This is a genomic window from Rhodococcus sp. IEGM 1370 (assembly GCF_033142325.1).
GTDB lineage: Bacteria > Actinomycetota > Actinomycetes > Mycobacteriales > Mycobacteriaceae > Rhodococcoides.
Genome location: NZ_JAWLRY010000004.1, coordinates 125,390 through 142,759, shown reverse-complemented (window position 1 = coordinate 142,759; position 17,370 = coordinate 125,390). Strand labels below are relative to the sequence as shown.

Genomic DNA, 17,370 nt, shown 5'->3' with positions numbered 1-17,370 from the left:
AGATACGGAAAGATCGTCGCTCATGGCCACCACAGCGCAATGGATCGAAGGTGCGCGACCGCGCACGCTCCCGAATGCGATCGCCCCCGTCCTCGTCGGCACCGGCGCGGCCCTGTCGCTGGACGGAGGAGTGTGGTGGAAGGCGCTGCTGGCGTTGGTCGTCTCGTTGGCTCTGATCGTCGGCGTCAACTTCGCCAACGATTACTCCGACGGAATCCGGGGCACCGACGACGAACGAGTCGGGCCACTGAGACTGGTCGGCTCGAAGGCTGCGTCCGCCGGTGCCGTCAAGAAGGCCGCCATCGGTTGCTTCACAGTCGGCGCCGTGGCCGGATTGGTTCTGGCAGCGACCAGCGCCTGGTGGCTGGTCATCGTCGGACTCGTCTGCATCGCCGGTGCCTGGTACTACACCGGCGGCTCGAAGCCGTACGGATACAGCGGTTTCGGCGAGATAGCCGTGTTCGTGTTCTTCGGTCTCGTTGCGGTACTGGGCACCCAGTTCGTACAGGCCGAGCAGATCGATTGGGCCGGCGTGTTGGCTGCAGTGGCCGTCGGGTCGTTCTCCAGCGCAGTACTCGTCGCCAACAACCTCCGCGACATCCCCACCGATACCGAATCCGGAAAGCTCACGCTGGCAGTGCGATTGGGTGACATGCGCACTCGCTACCTACATCTCGCGCTACTGGTGGTGCCGTTCGCGATGACGGTGGCACTGATTGCCCGCACTCCATGGGCGCTGGTGGGCCTGCTCGCGCTCCCCTTCGCCGCACGCGCCAACTCCCCGGTACGCAAGGGCGCTCACGGATTCGAACTGATTCCGGCACTGCGCGATTCGGGCCTGGCGATGCTCGTCTGGGGCGCAAGCACAGGAGTGGCGCTGGCCTTCGCCTAGCGCTTGTCGGGAACGAACGCGCCCAGCAAAAAGTTCACGATCGAAATGATGATCGCGCCCCAGAACGCCGCGGCGAACCCGACAATCTCGAGGCCGTAGCCGGTCTGCGACGACAGCCAGCCCGTCAACAACAGCATCAACGCGTTGATCACGAGAGTGAACAACCCGAGAGTCAGAATCAGCAGCGGCAGCGACATGAGCTGCACCAGCGGCTTGATGAACGCATTGACGACCGTCAACACGGCAGCGATACCGAGCAGCACCACGATGTCCCACCCGTCGCCGCGCCCCGAGCTGGTGACAGTGATGCCATCCACGAATTCCTTGGCAACCCAGATGGCAACGGCATTGATCACGAGCCGAATCAAAAAGTTCATGGCGTCATCGTAGGGTTCGTCAACGCCCGACGGCTACGACGTACTCAGCGCTCCAAGTCGATGTCGACAGTTACTCGCCCACGATCGTCGCGAGTCGCCACGGCAAGGCCGGAATGATGGACGCCGCCGAGGTCGACATCGACCCGTCCGCCGTCGTTCTCGAAATTTCGCCACCAGTTCTTCTTGTCCGGAACGGCCACCGCAACCTTCACGTGATTGCCTGTTCGCTTGTATGCCACCGGCAGTGAGAACTTCTTGCCGGACTTGCGGCCGGTGTAGGTCAGAATCCCCATCGACCGTCCGAGAACCCTGTCGAGCACCGGTGCCCTCATGACGACCACAAAAATCTTGTTGAACGCTGCTGCCGACTTCTGAAAGGTATTCATTGCGCCGCCTCCGGGCTTGCCCTGCACGTGATGACGAGCGTAGCGGCGTTGCATGCAAATGAAGTTGTCACTGCGAATAGACGCCGTCCTGCATCGGCGCCAAAACTTGTCGGTGCCCGGTTCTACACTTCTCGGCAACGGGTCGAATACGTGTTCGGCCCTTCGTCGCTGGGGGGTGACATGGGGCTACGTGAGTCGACGTGGATGGCGGACGATCACTCTGCGCTCGCCGACGTCCTCGGTGCGCGCCGGACGATAAACGCCGCTGCCGCATCGGAACTGGCGCTCATGGACCACTACGTTCGCGGCCGAACGGCATGCGCCTCGCCGTGGGACACAGGAGTGACCGAAAAGGATCTGTACAGCTCGGCGATCTGCGAACTGGCTGCGGCATTGTCGTCCACCTTCGCCGCCATTCACAACAAGCTTCAGATGTGGCGCCAGCTGCGTCCCCTCGTACGGAGCAGTTTCATCAACGGATCACTCGACAAAGAGCGAGTCAAAACGATCCACGACCATCTGCTTCATGCGCGTCCGGAGACAGTCGTCGCCATCGAAGCCGAGGTTCTCAAAGCTGCCGGAGAGATGGCACCGGGCCCCCTGGGTCGCGAGATCGACCGACTGCTCGTCGAGGCCGATGCCGAGTGGGACCGCGCAGTACGCACACGTGCCGCGCGAACCGAGAAGCGCGTCCGGGTTCGGCGACGGGCACGAGGGCTGTCGAGCCTCACCACGGTGATGACCGATGGCGAAGCCGACGAACAGCTTTCGCGTATCGACGCCGAAGTCTCCCGTTTGCACCCCGAGGATCCACGTTCGGACGATCAACGACGGGGCGACGCACAGACCGCGCTGATGCGCGGCGAGACACTGCTGTGCGGGTGCTCGACGTGCCTGACCTCTCGGGGTGACGTAGCGGATGCCGAAACTCCCGAACACGGTGAGCCGGTGACAGTAATGCCCGACCGTTCGGATGCGAATGCCGACGCCACCGGTGAAACAGCCACCGAGGGTTCGGGTTCCGCACGGCCGGGGTCCGAGCGCCCCACAAGGGAGCCCCTGGGCAGGGCACTGACGGGCCCGCTGCCACCCGACACACCACCACCCGTCTCACCAGCACCCGACGCACCAAGACCCGACGCACCGCCACCCGATACAGCGACTCGATCGAGACCGGGCGGAGGGACGTTGATCGAACGCTGGCGTGCCATCGTCGAGAACAACCCTCGCGGCGTCCACGCCCTACACCCCGACGGCCACGGAGGCATGGCGATTCCGCCTCCGGGGGCACTGACCTATGCGCCGAGCAGAGCCCTTGCCGCGCAGGTTCGCGCCGAACATCCGTACTGCCTGCATCCTGGCTGCAACGTGCCTTCGGAGCGATGCGACCTCGACCACATCGTCGAGTTCGATCGACAGAATCCGGAGCGAGGGGGTTGGACGATCCGGACGAACATCGGCCCGCGCTGTCGGCTCCACCACAACCTCAAAACACGGAAACTCTGGCGCACCGAATTACTCCCGGAAGGAGTCCTGCATATCGTCGACCCTCTCGGAAACCACTACTTCACCGCGCCGACCCTGTGAAAACCGATCGCCTAGGGTTGGTTCGGTGAGCACCGCGAATCTGACCCGGACCGAAACTCGCAGGCGATCGCGCCACATCGGCGGGGTGAAGTACCGCGTTCACCTCGATCTCCTGCGCGCAGAGGACGCAGACCTCGACACCTTCGAGACCGTGACGACCATCGAATTCGACGCGACCACCGCTGCGACCTGGGTGGACTTCATCGGTGCGGCAGTAGACCAAGTGACCGTCAACGGTATCGACACGCCGGTCGACTACGACGGCTCACGGATTCAACTGGTCGGGCTCACCGAGCACAATATCGTGCGGATTCGCGCGCGCGGACGATACAGCCGGTCGGGTGAAGGACTCCATCGGTTCGTCGATCCCGTCGACGACAACGTCTATCTCTACACGCAGTACGAGCCGGCCGATGCACGCCGAGTGTTCGCGAACTTCGAGCAACCGGATCTGAAAGCCACCTTCACTCTCACTGTCACGGCTCCGCCGACGTGGACCGTACTGTCGAACCGCGAGGGAGTCACGGCCGACACGGTCACCACCTTCGCGCCGACCCTGCCGATCTCGACCTACATCACCGCAGTTGCGGCCGGCCCGTATCACCGCGTCCGATCATCCTGGACGCAAGGCGAACTCACTGTCCCCCTCGGTGCCTATTGCCGGGCGTCTCTCGCCGAGTACTTCGATGCCGAGGACATCTTCGACATCACGAAACGGGGCCTCGACTTCTTTCACGACAAGTTCGACTACCCGTATCCCTTCGGAAAGTACGACCAGATCTTCGTCCCCGAGTACAACCTCGGCGCCATGGAGAATCCCGGCCTCGTCACGTTCACCGAGTCGTACGTATTCCGTTCTGCGGCAACCGAAGCCCAGTACGAGGCCCGCGCGAACACGATCCTGCACGAGATGGCGCATATGTGGTTCGGCGACCTCGTCACGATGCAGTGGTGGGACGACCTGTGGCTCAAGGAATCCTTTGCCGACTTCATGGGTGCATTTGCATCGGCCGAAGCGACCCGATTCACCGACGCCTGGGTCAGCTTCGCCAACCGACGAAAAGCGTGGGCGTACCTGCAGGACCAACTTCCGACCACCCACCCGATCGTCGCCGACATCACCGATCTCGAGGCCGCGAAGCTCAACTTCGACGGCATCACCTACGCCAAGGGTGCGAGCGTCCTCAAGCAACTCGGGGCGTTCGTGGGCGCAGATGCCTTCTTCGCCGCCTCCCGCAACTACTTTCGCGCGCACGCCTTCGGAAACACGACTCTGACGGACCTGCTGAGCGAGATGTCGACCGCCAGCGGACGCGACCTCGACACCTGGGCTGCAGCATGGCTGCAGACCACCGGCGTCTCCACGCTCAGCTACACCGGCGATGCCATCGAGCAGACGGACCCGCGGCCTCACCGAATTGCCGTCGGGCTCTACGACCTCGACGAAGCCGGAAATCTGACGAGAACCCACCGACGAGAACTCGACATCGCCGAGGAACGAACGCCGGTCGACCTTCCCGAGGCCGCGCTGGTGCTGCTCAACGACGACGACCTGACATACGCCAAGATCCGATTCGACGAGCGCTCCAGTACCACCGTGCGAAACCACCTCGATCGCATCGTCGACCCTCTCGCCCGGGGCCTGGTGTGGTCAGCGTTGTGGAACTCCACCCGCGACGCCGAGCTGTCTGCACTCGAATACATCGACATCGCAACCAGATTCGCACCGAATGAGCCCAAGATCGGTCTGTTGTCCGCAGTCACGGCCAATGTGGCGTACGCCCTCGAGCATTACCTCCCGGAGGACCGACGGCGCGAACCCCTTCGGCAGTGGCTCGAGGCGTCGTGGACGCAGCTGCATGCGAGTGAGCCAGGGAGCGATACCCAGTTGGTGTGGGCGCGAGCCACCGCGGCCGCGGCCCAACTCGACGGCTCCCGCGCAGCCGACCTACGCGCACTTCTCGACGGCACGTCGACCGTGCCAGGTCTGCGCCTGGATCCCGACCAGCGCTGGTCGTTGTGGCTGGCTCTGGCCGCGACCGGAAACGCGACCTCGGCCGAGCTCGATGCAGAGCTGGCCTCCGACAACACGTCGTCTGGACGCACCTCACACACGGCGGCGTCGACGGCGATACCCGACGCCGAGGTCAAGGCAAGGGCGTGGGCTGCCATCACCGAGCGCGACGATGCGTCCAACGATGTTCTCGACGCCTTCATCACCGGCTTCGGGGCCGGGCACCGGCCGGACCTGACGCAGGCATACAACGACCGCTACTTCGAAGCCATCGCGTCGTTGTGGACCTCGCGCAGCATCGAAATCGCACGGCGAATCGTCGTCCGCCTGTTCCCTCAGCAGTCGTCGACGGCGGCCGCGGACTGCTGGCTTGCCGAGCACGAGTGGGCACCGGCTGCCCTGCGGCGCTTGGTAATCGAGCAACGAGACCACCTGGCGAGGAGCCTGCGGGTGCAGGCGCGGCTAGGGTGATGATCATGGCCACCAACGACACTCGACGCTCGATCGCCACGTCCGCACTCGCTGCCGGTGGATTGCTCGGCGGCTTCGCCGTCGCCCGGCAGTCGCACAACCGTCAGCTCGGCGGAGCCGTACTGGCCGCTGCGGGTGTGGCATGCACGACCCGGTGGCAGAAATCCTCGGGCTCGGCCCGCGCCGGTGTGCTGCTCGGGACCTATCTCGTCGCGTTCGGTGCCTCGCACCCGCTGGCCAAGAAGATCGGTGCCTGGCCGGCGGTCGTCACCGTCGCCGCTGCAACTGCCGCGGCGTCGATGGCGGTGAGCAAGTAGATCTCCTCAGAACACCCCGGTACGAACGAACTTTTCGAGGGCTGCGGTCGGTTCGTCGAGATCCATACCCTGGCTCGAAACCCAGGCGTCGTCGAAGTAGGTCTGCGTGTACCTGTCTCCGCCGTCGCACAGCAGAGTCACCACGCTCCCGCTGCGGCCTGCTGCGATCATTTCCGCGATCAATCCGAAGGCACCCCAGATGTTGGTGCCCGTCGATCCGCCCACTCGTTTACCGAGTGCGTCCGAGGTGAATCGTGCGGCGGCCACGGAGGCTGCGTCGGGCACTGCGATCATTCGATCGATCACCTGGCCTACGAACGAGGGTTCGACGCGCGGTCGGCCGATGCCCTCGATGCGGGAGGACAACCCTGTCTCGTAGCACGCGTCTCCGGACTCGTAGCCGCCGATGAACGCCGAATTCTCGGGGTCCACAACCGCCAATTGCGTTGCATGCCTGCGATATCGGATGTACCGGCCGATGGTGGCGCTGGTCCCTCCGGTCCCCGCACCGACGACCACCCAGTCTGGAATGGGGCATTCCTCTAGCCGAAGTTGGTCGAAGATCGACTCGGCGATGTTGTTGTTTCCGCGCCAGTCGGTGGCTCGTTCGGCGTGCGTGAACTGGTCCATGTAGTGGCTGTCCGGCTCGGCCGCGAGTCGATGCGCCTCGGTGTACATCTCGCCGGGCTGATCGACGAAATGACATCTCCCGCCATGGGACTCGATGAGTGCGATCTTTGCCGGGCTGGTGCTCCGAGGCATCACGGCGACGAATTGCAGTCCGAGCAGTCCGGCGAAATAGGCCTCACTGACGGCAGTGGAGCCCGACGAGGCTTCGATCACCGTGGTGCGTTCGGTGACCCATCCGTTGCAGATTGCGTACAGAAAGAGCGACCGAGCCAGTCGATGCTTCAGGCTGCCGGTGATGTGCGTCGACTCGTCCTTGAGGTACAGCGAGATTCCCCAGGCCGAGGGAAGGGGGTATCGCAACAGGTGTGTGTCGGCGCTCCGCTGGGAATCGGCCTCGATCAACCGGACTGCATTGTCGACCCATGCCCGTGACCCCGAGTGATCGACCGTCCTGGTCATTTCTTGCCGTCTTCACCGCGCAGCTTCGACTGCAGATCAGCACGCGCGGTGCGCCTGTCCTCGTCGACTGCTGCGATGGACTCGTTGACGCGGATGCGCATGTTCTTGAACAGGAGCAGCGACAGCGGTAGCGAGATCAGCACGGCGAAAATCGCGGCGACGAGTACCGGAACCTCGACGCCGAACAGTAAACCGATGCCGACGATGAGTGCGCCGATCACGATGACGAGCGCTAGGCGGGCGAAGGTGTAGACACCCAGGTTCACGGCGAGAGACTTCTTCGCCGACCTACCTTTCGCGCCGTTTCCGCTGGTAGGTTCGCTGCTGTCGGCGTTCGTCGCGTCACTCACGGGTCCCAGGTTACCGGGCTCGGCAAGCACCTCGACCCACCCCCGGCGTGACCGATTTGTCCATTACCTCCCCTTTACCAACCTTGTATCAGTCGAGTACCTAGGGGTTCGAGTGCAACCATGGGGTTCGAACGCAGCAGACCGATATCTCCGGTTCGACGCATATGCACCGAACCGAATCGTAGGAGGACACGACAGATGAGCGCACCCACATTTCACAAGGCTCAGGACTCACTTCTCACGCCGGGTCAGGTAGCCGCGCTTTTTCACGTCGACCCCAAGACAGTGACACGCTGGGCACACGCCGGTCGCCTCGGATCGCTCCGCACTCCGGGCGGGCACCGTCGATTCCGCGAGACCGAGGTCATGCAGTTGCTGACCTCTCTGACCACCGAAGCCGGCGCACACCACTGATTCGGACGTCCTGACGTACGAAATACCCTCGATCTCCGCACCCGCTCGAACTCATCGAACATTCTCAGGAATCTTCGACGCTCGACGGGTGCGGAGGGTGTTGCATCGCGGCTACCCTCGTAGTAGGAGGTGCGTCGTGATCTATCTATTGGCGTTGATCGGCTTGGTGGCAGTCATCATGCTGTTCTGGAAGGCATTCGGACCCAGCACACAGGCTCCACCCACCCGCACTGTCGGACCCGATGACGATCCCGATTTTCTGTGGCGAATCAACCGTGAAGCTCGCCGCGGAGGGAAAGACGGGACCGAGGCAGGCACCGAACCCAGTGAATAGGGTTCGGTAGTTCTCAGTTGCGGTGGGCAGCGGTGGGCGCGTCGGGGAAACCTGCCGCTACCGCCGCCGCGACTTCCAACAGTGCCTTCCGCGTGCGCCCGCGAAGACGATCCAGTTCGATTTCCGCCCCCTCCTCGAGATGTGGGTCGAACGGAATCGTTCTCACTCGAGCGCACCGCTGCTCGAAATGCTCGACAACTTTGTGCAGGTCCACTTTTCCAGCTCTCGGCCGAACGCCGTTGACCACGGCGACCGATGTGGCGACCAATTCGCGGTAGCCGTGCGCATCGAGCCAATCCAATGTCGCCGACGCGCTCCGCACGCCGTCCACCGAGCCCGAACTGACCACCACCAGTGTGTCGGCTCCCTCGAGAATGCTTTCCATGGCCGAGTGCATCAGACCGGTGCCGCAGTCCGTGATGACGATGCTGTAGAACTTCTCCAACAGCGACACGGCGCGATCGTAATCCTCACCGCTGAATGCCTCCGAAGCCGCCGGATCCGAATCGGACGCCAACACCTCCAGTCGATGCACGTTCTGCGACGTGTAAGCCCTGACGTCGCTGTAACGGTCCAGAGACTCGATGTCGCGCAACAGATTACGGACGGTGGCGGTCGTCTCGGCCGGCACCTTCTGCCCCAGCGTTCCCCGATCGGGGTTCGCGTCGATGGCGATCACCCGATCACCCCTGATCTCGGCGAACGTCGAGCCGAGTGTGGCCGTCGTCGTGGTCTTGCCCACGCCCCCTTTCAGCGACAGCACCGCGACGCGATGACACCCGACGAGAGGCCGATCCACCTCCGCGGTCAGAACCAGGCGTCGCTGCTGAGCGGCACTGTTGCCCACATTCAGACGACCACGCGACATCAGATACAGCGCCCGACGCCACCCTGCCACCGGCGGCGCATTCCCTGATCGGACGAGCAACGAACTGCCGAGATCGAGCGAGGGCACCGGCTGCTCATCCGACCGACTCGGGCCGACGGTCGGTACCGCTCCCGGGGCGGCGATCAACGCGTCACCCGGGCCTTGCCGAACCTGCTGAGGCTGACCCCGATACTGCTGATTTTGATGCTGCTGATTTTGATGCGCCGGCCCAGGCCACTGGCCGGGCTGAGGCCCCCATTGATTCTGACCGTTCCACTGATTCTGGGGATTCCAGTGACCCTCCGACGGCCATTGCCCATGCGGGCCGCCCTGGTTCTGCGGTGCCCAATAGCTCTGCGGCCCACCTTGATTCTGCGGAGCCCAATAGTTTTGTGGCCCACCTTGGTTCTGCGGCATCGGATTCTGCAGCACCGGATTCTGGGACGGCGGCGGCCCTGATGCGACGGGCGGCGCATGTGAAGGAATCGGTTTCACGGTCGGTGCCACGGGAGTCGTCGGCGGTTCCACGGGCTTAGGTGGTGCGACGACGGTCTTGTCGATCCCGGCAGGTGGCACCGCGACCGACGCCGCCTCACCACCTGCGCCACCGTGGGCTTCACCGTCCCGCGACCCGGGAAGCGGCGGCGATGCGTGGGCGGCCTCGGGCTGCGGCACGGGCGAATTGCCTATGCTTTCGGGCGGCATCGTGATGGGGGTCGATCTGAAGGGTTCCCGCGGCGGTGCGAGTGTGGCCTCCGCCGCCCCTACGACACCGACCGGCTCGGATTCAGTGGGGCGAGCTACGTGTTCTTCGGGAACGTCGTCGTCCAATGGCCGGACGGGTTGCCAGTTGTTCTCGTGCCGATCGGCCATGACCGATTCCCCCCAGTTCGCGTCCCACATCGAAGATCCGAGCTCGGATGTGTCCCCCATCGAGCCGGATCGGACGCTACCAGCTGACAGTCTCGCGCGGAGGCTGCTAGCGGCCGAGAACTAGTTCAGTCCCGCGTAGCTGTGCAGTCCCGAGACCACCATGTTGATGATGAAGAGGTTGAAGAGCATGGCGGTGAATCCGGCGATGTTGATCCAGGCGGCGCGGGTGTTGCGCCATCCGGAGGTGGCGCGGGCGTGCAGGTAGGCGGCGTAGATGATCCAGGTGATGAACGACATCGTCTCTTTGGGGTCCCAGCCCCAGAAGCGGCCCCATGCGGCTTCGGCCCAGATTGCACCGAGGATGACGCCGGCTCCGAAGAGCGGGAAAGCGACGATGGTCGTCTTGTAGGCGAGTCGGTCGAGGGCCTGGGCGTCGGGCAGCTTGGATGCGAACTTGCCCCAGAACCCAACGCTTTCCTCGCCGATGGGCTGCTTGATGCGCAGCAGGAACAGCAGGGAGGCGACGCCGGAGACCAGGAGGATGCCGCTGCCGACGCTGACGATGGTGACGTGGATGGGCAGCCAGTAGGAGCGCAGCGCGGGGACGACGGGTGCGGCGTCGGCGTAGAGCTTGGTGGCGGCGAAGAACATCAGCACGATGATCGGTGCGAGAACGAACACGAGCATCGGGCGCATGGTCTTCTTGCGCAGCACGATCACGGAGGTGAGGGCGGCGGCTGCGGTGGCCATGGTGACGAACTCGTACATGTTGCCGAGCGGGAAGCGGTGGGTGGCGAACCCGCGGAGCACCACCGAGGCGATGTGCAGCGCGAGAGCCGGGGCGAGCAGGGCGAAGCCCATGCCTGCGAGTCGCTCGGACAGCGGTCGTTTCGGGGCTTCGACAACCAGTCCCGGTCGCGACTGGGCCACCGGCGCACCGGCACCGACGAGTTCCTTCGCCTGAGCGGCCGTGGCCTTGGCGGAGGCGTACTGGGCGATGAGCAGGACGAATGCGAGCACGTAGATGGTGAACGCTGATTCGAAGGACCAGTCGCTGTACTGCGAGAGGGTCTCGTTGATCGGCATCGGTCAGTTCTCCTGTTTCGAGGTGTCGCCGAGCAGGCGGGTGCACAGGCGGTCGAACTCTTCGCCCCACCCCGCCTGATCGGTGCGTGCAAGTCCGCCGAGGTCTACTACAGTACGTCGTGCTTGGGCGTCGGCGGTGAGTCGGACCCAGATTCTGCGACGCTTGATCACCAGTGAGACGAGCAGTCCGCCCATCATCGTGAGTGCGAAGACGAGCACCCAGGTCTGGGCCGGGTCGTGTGAGACCTGAAGGTTGACGAATTCTTTCGCTCCGTCGAAGGTGACGACCGTTCCGTCGCTCAGCGTCGCCGATTCTCCTGGCATCAGGTTGACGCGGTCCTGCTTCACGAGCCTGCCCTGGGCGATCATTTCCTGATCGAGCGAGAAGATCGACTGCGGCAGTCCGGTGTCGAGGCCGGTGTCGCCCTTGTAGATGTCGATGGCGACTGCGGGGTCGTTCATGGCGGGGAAGCTCGACGACAGCAGGCTGCCGTGGAACGACGCCGTCGGCGCGAACAGTCCTTCGATGGCGATTTGGTTCTTTCGCCGGTCCAGGGGGTCGGTGTACAAGCCGCCGGGCGGGTCGACGCGGAGCACTCCGCTGGAGAGGAAAGTCGTGGCGTCCGTCGGTTGCCATTGGATGGTGTCGGTGCGGGTTTCGCCGTTCGGGAACGTCACGGTGAAGGTGGGTGCGTAGCCGTGGCCCTGAAGGTAGACGCGGTCTCCTGCGACGCGCAACGGGTGGTTGACCTGCAGTTGGTCGTCGCGCCAGACGTTGTTCGTCAGGTCCTGCCCTGCCTGGTATTCGATGTTGGAGGTGAACATCTCGGCCTGGCCGGTGTCGAGGTAGTCGGCTCTGAAGTCCTTGACGCGCACGCACAGTGGTTCGAGGTCGGTGCCGTCGACGAGGTTGCCTGCGCGGAACGAGTCGTAGTTGGCCGGGGTCGAGGTGCAGAAGCCTGGGCCGTCGTCGGCGATGACGATGCGGTTGCCCTCGTACCCGAGCAGCTTGCCCATGGCGATTGCGGCGAGCAGTCCGACGAGAGAGAGGTGGAAGACGAGGTTTCCGAGTTCACGGACGTAGCCCTTCTCCGCCGACAGCGTCACTGCTCCGCCGTCCTCGGTTCGTTGGGCGACGCGCCAACCGCGCAACTGGGTGCGTACCTGCGCGGCGATCTCTTCCGGTGTTCCGTCGACGTCGTAGCGGCTGTGGTGCGGCAGTCGGGAGAGGTTGCGGGGCGCGCGAACGGGTTTGGTGCGCAATTGCTTCGCGTGCTCGATGCAGCGCGGCAGGATGCAGCCGATCAGCGAGATGAACAGCAGCGCGTAGATCGCGGTGAACCAGAAGCTGCCGAAGACGTCGAACAGTTCGAGCTTGTCCATGATCGGGCCGAGGGTCGGGCGGTCGGCGATGTACTCGTCGACTTTGCCGGCGTTGAGGCTGCGCTGCGGCACCAGGGCACCGGGTACCGCGGCGAAGGCCAGCAGGAACAGCAGCACCAGCGCGGTTCGCATACTGGTCAGGCCGCGCCAGGTGTTACGGACCAGCGCCGCTCCCCTGCCCAGCACGGATTGCTTGCGCGGCGGCGATGCCTCGGTGCGCTCTTCGATGTCGGTGGTCATATCGGCAACACCACATCGGAGACGAAGGCGTCGCGAACCCAGCCGACGAATTGATCCCAGGCACCGGTGACCAGTGCAATTCCTACCGCTATCAACATGATTCCGCCGAACACCTGTATCTGTCGTGCATGTGTACGTAGCCAGCCGACGCCACGCAGCGCGCTGACCGAACCGAACGCGAGGATCACGAACGGTAAGCCGAGACCGAGGCAGTACGCCACGATCAGAACGACGCCCCGCGCTGCCGTCGTGCCGTCGGTCCCTGCGGCGAGTGAGATGACGCCCGCGAGTGTCGGCCCCAGGCACGGTGTCCATCCGAGCGCGAACACGCCACCGAGCAGTGGCGCTCCGGCCAGTGAGCCGATCTGCTTCGGCTCGAAGCGCACGTCGCGCTGCAGCGCGGGGATCAGTCCCACGAACACCAGGCCCATCGCGATGGTGACGACGCCGCCGATCCTCATGAGCAGTTCGCGGTTGATCGCCAGGACGGAGATCGCTCCGAACACCGATGCGGTGGCGAGAACGAACACCACCGTGAATCCGAGGACGAACAGACCCGCCGCTCCGGCCACGCGCAACCGCCCGCTGCGCACCTTCGTCTTCACGGCTGCCTCGTCGGCGCTGACGGCCGGGGCGTCGGCTCCGACGACTCCGGCGAGGTACGAGAGGTATCCGGGCACCAGGGGTACCACGCACGGCGACGCGAACGAGACGAGCCCGGCCAGGACGCAGGCTCCGAGGGCCAGGACGAGCGGCCCGGAGGCCGCAGCTTCCTGGAAACTCGCGCCTATCCCGGCGAGGTACATCGTCTCGGTCACGGCTGCACTGGCTCCTCGGCTGCGACGCGTTCGACGACGGGCCGTAGGTCATCGGCGAGCAGTTCGCGCAGGAACACTGCCGCGACGCGATGCTGCCGGTCGAGCACGACGGTCGTCGGGATGACGGAGGTGGGGACGCCGCCGAGCGCGGTCAGGGTGCGCATGGGCGGGTCGTAGATCGAGGAGTAGCTGACGTTGTTGCTGACGACGAAGTCCTGCGCGGCGGTCTGCGACTCGTCGCGCACGTTGATCCCGAGGAATTCGACGCCCAAGGACTTGGTGGCCTCGTAGACGTCTTCGAGGTCGTCGGCTTCACCGCGGCACGGTCCGCACCACTGGCCCCAGACGTTGAGGACGACGACGTCACCGTCGTAGTCCGACAGGGAGGTCGTCTTGCCCTCGGTCATCAGGTCGGGCCCGGACAGCTCGCCGATGGTGCCGCGCTCGTCGGGCTCGTAGAAGATGTCGGTCTGTCCGCCCGGTGAGACGAACTGGAAGGTTCCGCCCTGCGCCACCGCGTCGGTGCCGGTGGAGCAACCCGCGACGAGGGCCGCTGCTGCCACACCCAGCAGAAACCTACGCACCGGAAATCCTTGGGTCGGATGCTCCCGCGGGCTCGGAGTAGACGAGGTCGACCAGCTGGTCCCCCTCGTAGACCAACGAGGTGAGCGACGCGAGACCGCATTGACGGTTTCGCGGGTCGTGCCAGAGCCGGTCGCCCTGCAGGAAGCGGCGCAGTGTCCACACCGGGAGTTGGTGGCTGACGCAGACGGCTTCGTGCCCGACGGCTTCGACGCGGGCCGCGTTGACCGCGGCGAGCATGCGGTGTGCGATCTGCAGGTACGGCTCGCCCCAGGACGGGGTGAACGGGTCGCGCAGCTTCCACCAGTGCCGGGGCCTACGCAGTGCACCGTCGCCCACGGCCACGCGCAGTCCCTCGAACTCGTTGCCTGCTTCGATGAGGTTCTCGTCCTCGGCGATGGTCAGGCCGTGCGCTGCGGCGATGGGTCCGGCGGTTTCCTGTGCGCGCAGCAACGGCGATGCCACGACGTGGGTGATGTCGTGGCCGGCGAGCGCATCCGCGACCGACCTGGCCTGAGCCTGGCCCGTCACCGACAGCTTGAAGCCCGGCAACCGCCCGTAGAGGATGCCCTTGGGGTTGTGCACCTCGCCGTGCCGGAGGACGTGCACGATGGTGCGCGTCGTCGAGTGCGGATGTGTTGCGGGGGCCTCGGTCACGTCGGGGTCCTGTTTCTCGCTAGTCGGGTGGGCAATCAGTTCGGTGCAGACGTCACTGAGGAGCGGTGGCGGCGGCCGCTGCTTTCGCAGCGGCCGGGGCCGCGTCGGCGATGATCTCGAAGGCTCGATCGTCGAGAGCAGCCGAGACGAACCAAGCCTCGAACGCGCTCGGCGGCGGGTACACGCCGCGAGAGAGGAAGGCGTGGAAGAACGCCGGGTATCGCCACGTCTGCGCGGCCTTGGCCTGCGCGTAATCGGTGACGGGTCCATCGGCGAAGAACACACTCACCATAGTGCCCGCGAACTGCACCTGATGGGTGACGCCTTCGGCCGTGAGGGCGTCGCCGAGCAGTGTTCCGAGTCGCTGCGAGTTGGTCTGCAGCTTCTCGTAGACGGCTGCGTCGGCCAGTTGCAGGCTGGTCAATCCGGCAGCGACGGCGACGGGGTTACCGCTGAGCGTCCCTGCCTGGTACACCGGTCCGGCGGGCGCGAGGTAGGCCATCACGTCTGCTCGACCGCCGAATGCGGCGGCAGGCAATCCGCCGGACATGACTTTGCCGAAGGTGTAGAGGTCACCGGCAACTCCGTCGATGCCGTACCAACCGGAGGCACTGACGCGGAATCCCGTCATCACCTCGTCCATGATCAGCAGTGCGCCGTGCTCGGTCGCGAGGTGGCGCAGTCCCTCGTTGAAGCCGGTGACCGGCGGGATTGCTCCCATGTTGCCTGCGGCTGCCTCGGTGATGATGCACGCGATCTGGCCGGGGTTGGCCTCGAAGGCCGCGGTGACGGCGGCGAGGTCGTTGTAGGGAACGACGATGGTGTCCGACGCCTGTGCGCCGGTGACTCCCGGGGAGGTCGGCAGCCCGAAGGTGGCCAGTCCCGAGCCGGCGTCGGCCAGGAGGGCGTCGACGTGGCCGTGGTAGCAGCCGGAGAATTTCAGGATCTTGGTTCGGCCGGTGAATCCACGGGCCAGGCGCACGGCGCTCATGGTGGCCTCTGTGCCCGAATTCACAAGGCGAACCTGGTCGACGGGGCCGACGCGACGCACGATTTCCTCGGCGAGTTCGATTTCGCGCTCGGTGGGTGCACCGAAAGACAGGCCTGTTGCGGCTGCCTTCTGGACGGCCTCGACGATGGCCGGGTGGGCGTGTCCGTGGATCATCGGACCCCAGGACGAGATGAGGTCCACGTAGGACTTCCCGTCGGCGTCGGTCATCGTGTATCCGCTGGCCTGCGTGATGAAGCGAGGCGTGCCGCCGACAGATGCGAATGCCCGCACCGGCGAGTTGACGCCACCGGGAATCACCGCGCTCGCGCGGGCGAACAGTTGGGCAGATACGGGGGCGTCGTCGCCGGGAGAAACAGTCACGACTTCCAGTGTCCCAGGTTCGGCGAAATCGCCAACTACAGGGCGTAATAATCCATCGGCTACGCGTTGCGTCAGTCGTCGTGCTTGTCCTCGGGCATGAATGCCATCGCGATGAGAATGACACCCCAGATGCCCAGTGGCCACAGCGGCCAGTAATTGTTCGGCTCTCCGTCGGAGATCCATTGCACGGCCCAGATACCGTTCATGACGATTGCGCCACCGAGCCACCAGCGCCATTCGTCGAGGTACTCGCGCCACTCGCTCCGGGAACGGTCGACGTCCTTCGTTCCCGGCAGTTCGACGCCCGGCAGGTCGTGCATCACTTCGGCCAGATCGCCGCGGGTGGTCGACGCCCACACCGCGTCCAGCCGCTGCTCGTACTCGACCAGGGTCAAGCGCCCTTCGCTCATGGCTACGCCGAGCGTGGTTGCGGCATCCTCACGCTCGCCGTTGCTCACGCGGAGATCCGGTCGATCGTTCCTGTCGAGATTTTTCGCCATCCGCAGGCTCCTCACCACGAAGTCCGTTCTGCCAGTTCATAGGTTGGGCAGAGAGAACACCGGGTAGTCGGTTTGGATGAGAAATACAGACAACGGCGCTGATGGCGTATCCAAAGTCGCCGAATTGATGTCCGAAGCCGGACTGTGCATGTTCACCACCGTCGGCCGAGACGGCCACCTGATTTCGCGCCCGATGGCGCTGCAGGAAGCCGAGTTCGACGGCGACCTGTGGTTCTTCGCCGCCCACGACTCCCGCAAGGTGGCCGATATCGCGGCTAACCCGACGGTCAACGTCTCGTTCCAGTCCGGTGAGGGCTGGGTGTCGCTGTCCGGCACGGCCGCGGTGGTCGAGAACACCACCAAGGCCGAGGAGCTGTGGAACACCCGGGCGGCGGCATGGTTCGAGAAGAACCCCGATTCGCGCGAGGTCGCTCTGATCCATGTGGCCGCCGAGGGAGCCGAGTACTGGTCCACGCCCGGCTCGAAGGTGTCGAACCTGCTGGCCTACGCCAAGGCGAAGATCACCAACGAGCGCCCGAACCTGGGCGAGCACGATGTCGTCGAGCTCGAACTACCGCACAACTCGACCGACTAGTTCCGCTTGTGCCGGGGTGCCGTCGGGGGCACGTCCGGATCGCCCAGCACGTTCCGATCGCCGGCGATGTTCCGGTCATCCGCCACATTCGGGTCGCCGACGACGTTCTTGTCACCGACAATGTTCCGGTCGTCTGCCACGGTCCGGTCATGTGCAACAGTGCGG

At 64.8% G+C, this 17,370-nt stretch carries 19 protein-coding genes; 7 read left to right on the top strand and 12 right to left on the bottom strand.

The annotated features are described in order from the left end of the window. The first annotated feature begins 22 nt into the window (after positions 1–22). Positions 23–892 (top strand): 1,4-dihydroxy-2-naphthoate polyprenyltransferase, encoded by an 870-nt coding sequence (locus tag R4P47_RS08950; RefSeq protein ID WP_317784567.1) that lies wholly within the window; start codon positions 23–25, stop codon positions 890–892. Here R4P47_RS08950 and R4P47_RS08945 read toward each other — a convergent pair. Together R4P47_RS08945 and R4P47_RS08940 are read right to left on the bottom strand one after the other, a co-directional pair. Next, complete coding sequence (locus R4P47_RS08945) at positions 889–1,269, bottom strand: phage holin family protein (RefSeq protein WP_037187032.1); 381 nt, start codon at positions 1,267–1,269, stop codon at positions 889–891. The two genes, R4P47_RS08950 and R4P47_RS08945, sit on opposite strands and share 4 nt — an antisense overlap. A gap of 44 nt (positions 1,270–1,313) precedes the next feature. Continuing rightward, positions 1,314–1,709, bottom strand: coding sequence for a nitroreductase/quinone reductase family protein (locus R4P47_RS08940; RefSeq protein ID WP_317784566.1), 396 nt, complete (start codon positions 1,707–1,709; stop codon positions 1,314–1,316). Between the two features lie 150 nt (positions 1,710–1,859). Between R4P47_RS08940 and R4P47_RS08935 the strand changes: the two genes are divergently transcribed. The 3 genes from R4P47_RS08935 to R4P47_RS08925 are packed head-to-tail and all read left to right on the top strand — an operon-like array spanning position 1,860 to position 6,044. Continuing rightward, positions 1,860–3,242: an HNH endonuclease signature motif containing protein gene (locus R4P47_RS08935; RefSeq protein ID WP_317784565.1), complete on the top strand. Its 1,383-nt coding sequence runs from the start codon at positions 1,860–1,862 to the stop codon at positions 3,240–3,242. A 25-nt stretch (positions 3,243–3,267) separates the two neighbouring features. Next, entirely contained in the window at positions 3,268–5,727 is a 2,460-nt protein-coding gene (gene pepN / locus R4P47_RS08930) for an aminopeptidase N (protein WP_317784564.1), read from the top strand. Between the two features lie 5 nt (positions 5,728–5,732). Continuing rightward, positions 5,733–6,044 (top strand): hypothetical protein, encoded by a 312-nt coding sequence (locus tag R4P47_RS08925; protein ID WP_317784563.1) that lies wholly within the window; start codon positions 5,733–5,735, stop codon positions 6,042–6,044. A gap of 6 nt (positions 6,045–6,050) precedes the next feature. Here R4P47_RS08925 and R4P47_RS08920 read toward each other — a convergent pair whose 3' ends face one another. Both R4P47_RS08920 and R4P47_RS08915 read right to left on the bottom strand, forming a co-directional pair. After that, positions 6,051–7,133, bottom strand: coding sequence for a PLP-dependent cysteine synthase family protein (locus R4P47_RS08920; protein ID WP_269595751.1), 1,083 nt, complete (start codon positions 7,131–7,133; stop codon positions 6,051–6,053). Then, a complete protein-coding gene (locus R4P47_RS08915) occupies positions 7,130–7,483 on the bottom strand; it encodes a DUF4229 domain-containing protein (protein WP_082899469.1) in 354 nt (117 codons plus the stop codon). Before R4P47_RS08915 ends, R4P47_RS08920 begins: the two co-directional genes overlap by 4 nt. Before the next feature lie 198 nt (positions 7,484–7,681). Here R4P47_RS08915 and R4P47_RS08910 point away from each other — a divergent pair, with 198 nt between their 5' ends. Continuing rightward, positions 7,682–7,897 (top strand): BldC family transcriptional regulator, encoded by a 216-nt coding sequence (locus tag R4P47_RS08910; protein WP_037187021.1) that lies wholly within the window; start codon positions 7,682–7,684, stop codon positions 7,895–7,897. A gap of 136 nt (positions 7,898–8,033) precedes the next feature. Continuing rightward, positions 8,034–8,231 carry a hypothetical protein gene (locus R4P47_RS08905; RefSeq protein ID WP_317784562.1) on the top strand — a complete coding sequence of 66 codons (198 nt, stop codon included), beginning with the start codon at positions 8,034–8,036 and terminating at the stop codon, positions 8,229–8,231. A 13-nt stretch (positions 8,232–8,244) separates the two neighbouring features. Here the strand turns inward: R4P47_RS08905 and R4P47_RS08900 are convergent, their stop codons facing one another. From R4P47_RS08900 to R4P47_RS08865, 8 genes are all read right to left on the bottom strand, one after another. Continuing rightward, positions 8,245–9,516 (bottom strand): AAA family ATPase, encoded by a 1,272-nt coding sequence (locus tag R4P47_RS08900; protein ID WP_411567315.1) that lies wholly within the window; start codon positions 9,514–9,516, stop codon positions 8,245–8,247. Positions 9,517–10,092: 576 nt separating this feature from the next. Continuing rightward, positions 10,093–11,058, bottom strand: coding sequence for a c-type cytochrome biogenesis protein CcsB (gene ccsB, locus R4P47_RS08895; RefSeq protein ID WP_094670925.1), 966 nt, complete (start codon positions 11,056–11,058; stop codon positions 10,093–10,095). Positions 11,059–11,061: 3 nt separating this feature from the next. Continuing rightward, entirely contained in the window at positions 11,062–12,681 is a 1,620-nt protein-coding gene (locus R4P47_RS08890) for a cytochrome c biogenesis protein ResB (protein WP_317784560.1), read from the bottom strand. Beyond that, positions 12,678–13,487 (bottom strand): cytochrome c biogenesis CcdA family protein, encoded by an 810-nt coding sequence (locus R4P47_RS08885; protein WP_068046420.1) that lies wholly within the window; start codon positions 13,485–13,487, stop codon positions 12,678–12,680. Before R4P47_RS08885 ends, R4P47_RS08890 begins: the two co-directional genes overlap by 4 nt. An 8-nt stretch (positions 13,488–13,495) precedes the next feature. Continuing rightward, positions 13,496–14,083 carry a TlpA disulfide reductase family protein gene (locus tag R4P47_RS08880; RefSeq protein WP_317533436.1) on the bottom strand — a complete coding sequence of 196 codons (588 nt, stop codon included), beginning with the start codon at positions 14,081–14,083 and terminating at the stop codon, positions 13,496–13,498. Then, on the bottom strand, positions 14,076–14,738 hold the full coding sequence (locus R4P47_RS08875; RefSeq protein ID WP_068046369.1) for a histidine phosphatase family protein: 663 nt from the start codon (positions 14,736–14,738) through the stop codon (positions 14,076–14,078). The genes R4P47_RS08880 and R4P47_RS08875 overlap by 8 nt, the downstream gene beginning before the upstream one ends. 52 nt (positions 14,739–14,790) lie before the next feature. Then, positions 14,791–16,110, bottom strand: coding sequence for a glutamate-1-semialdehyde 2,1-aminomutase (gene hemL / locus R4P47_RS08870; RefSeq protein ID WP_317784559.1), 1,320 nt, complete (start codon positions 16,108–16,110; stop codon positions 14,791–14,793). Between the two features lie 71 nt (positions 16,111–16,181). Further along, positions 16,182–16,610 (bottom strand): DUF1707 domain-containing protein, encoded by a 429-nt coding sequence (locus R4P47_RS08865; protein WP_300517509.1) that lies wholly within the window; start codon positions 16,608–16,610, stop codon positions 16,182–16,184. Between the two features lie 76 nt (positions 16,611–16,686). Here R4P47_RS08865 and R4P47_RS08860 point away from each other — a divergent pair, with 76 nt between their 5' ends. Beyond that, a complete protein-coding gene (locus R4P47_RS08860; protein ID WP_300517512.1) occupies positions 16,687–17,205 on the top strand; it encodes a pyridoxamine 5'-phosphate oxidase family protein in 519 nt (172 codons plus the stop codon). Positions 17,206–17,370 lie beyond the last annotated feature (165 nt).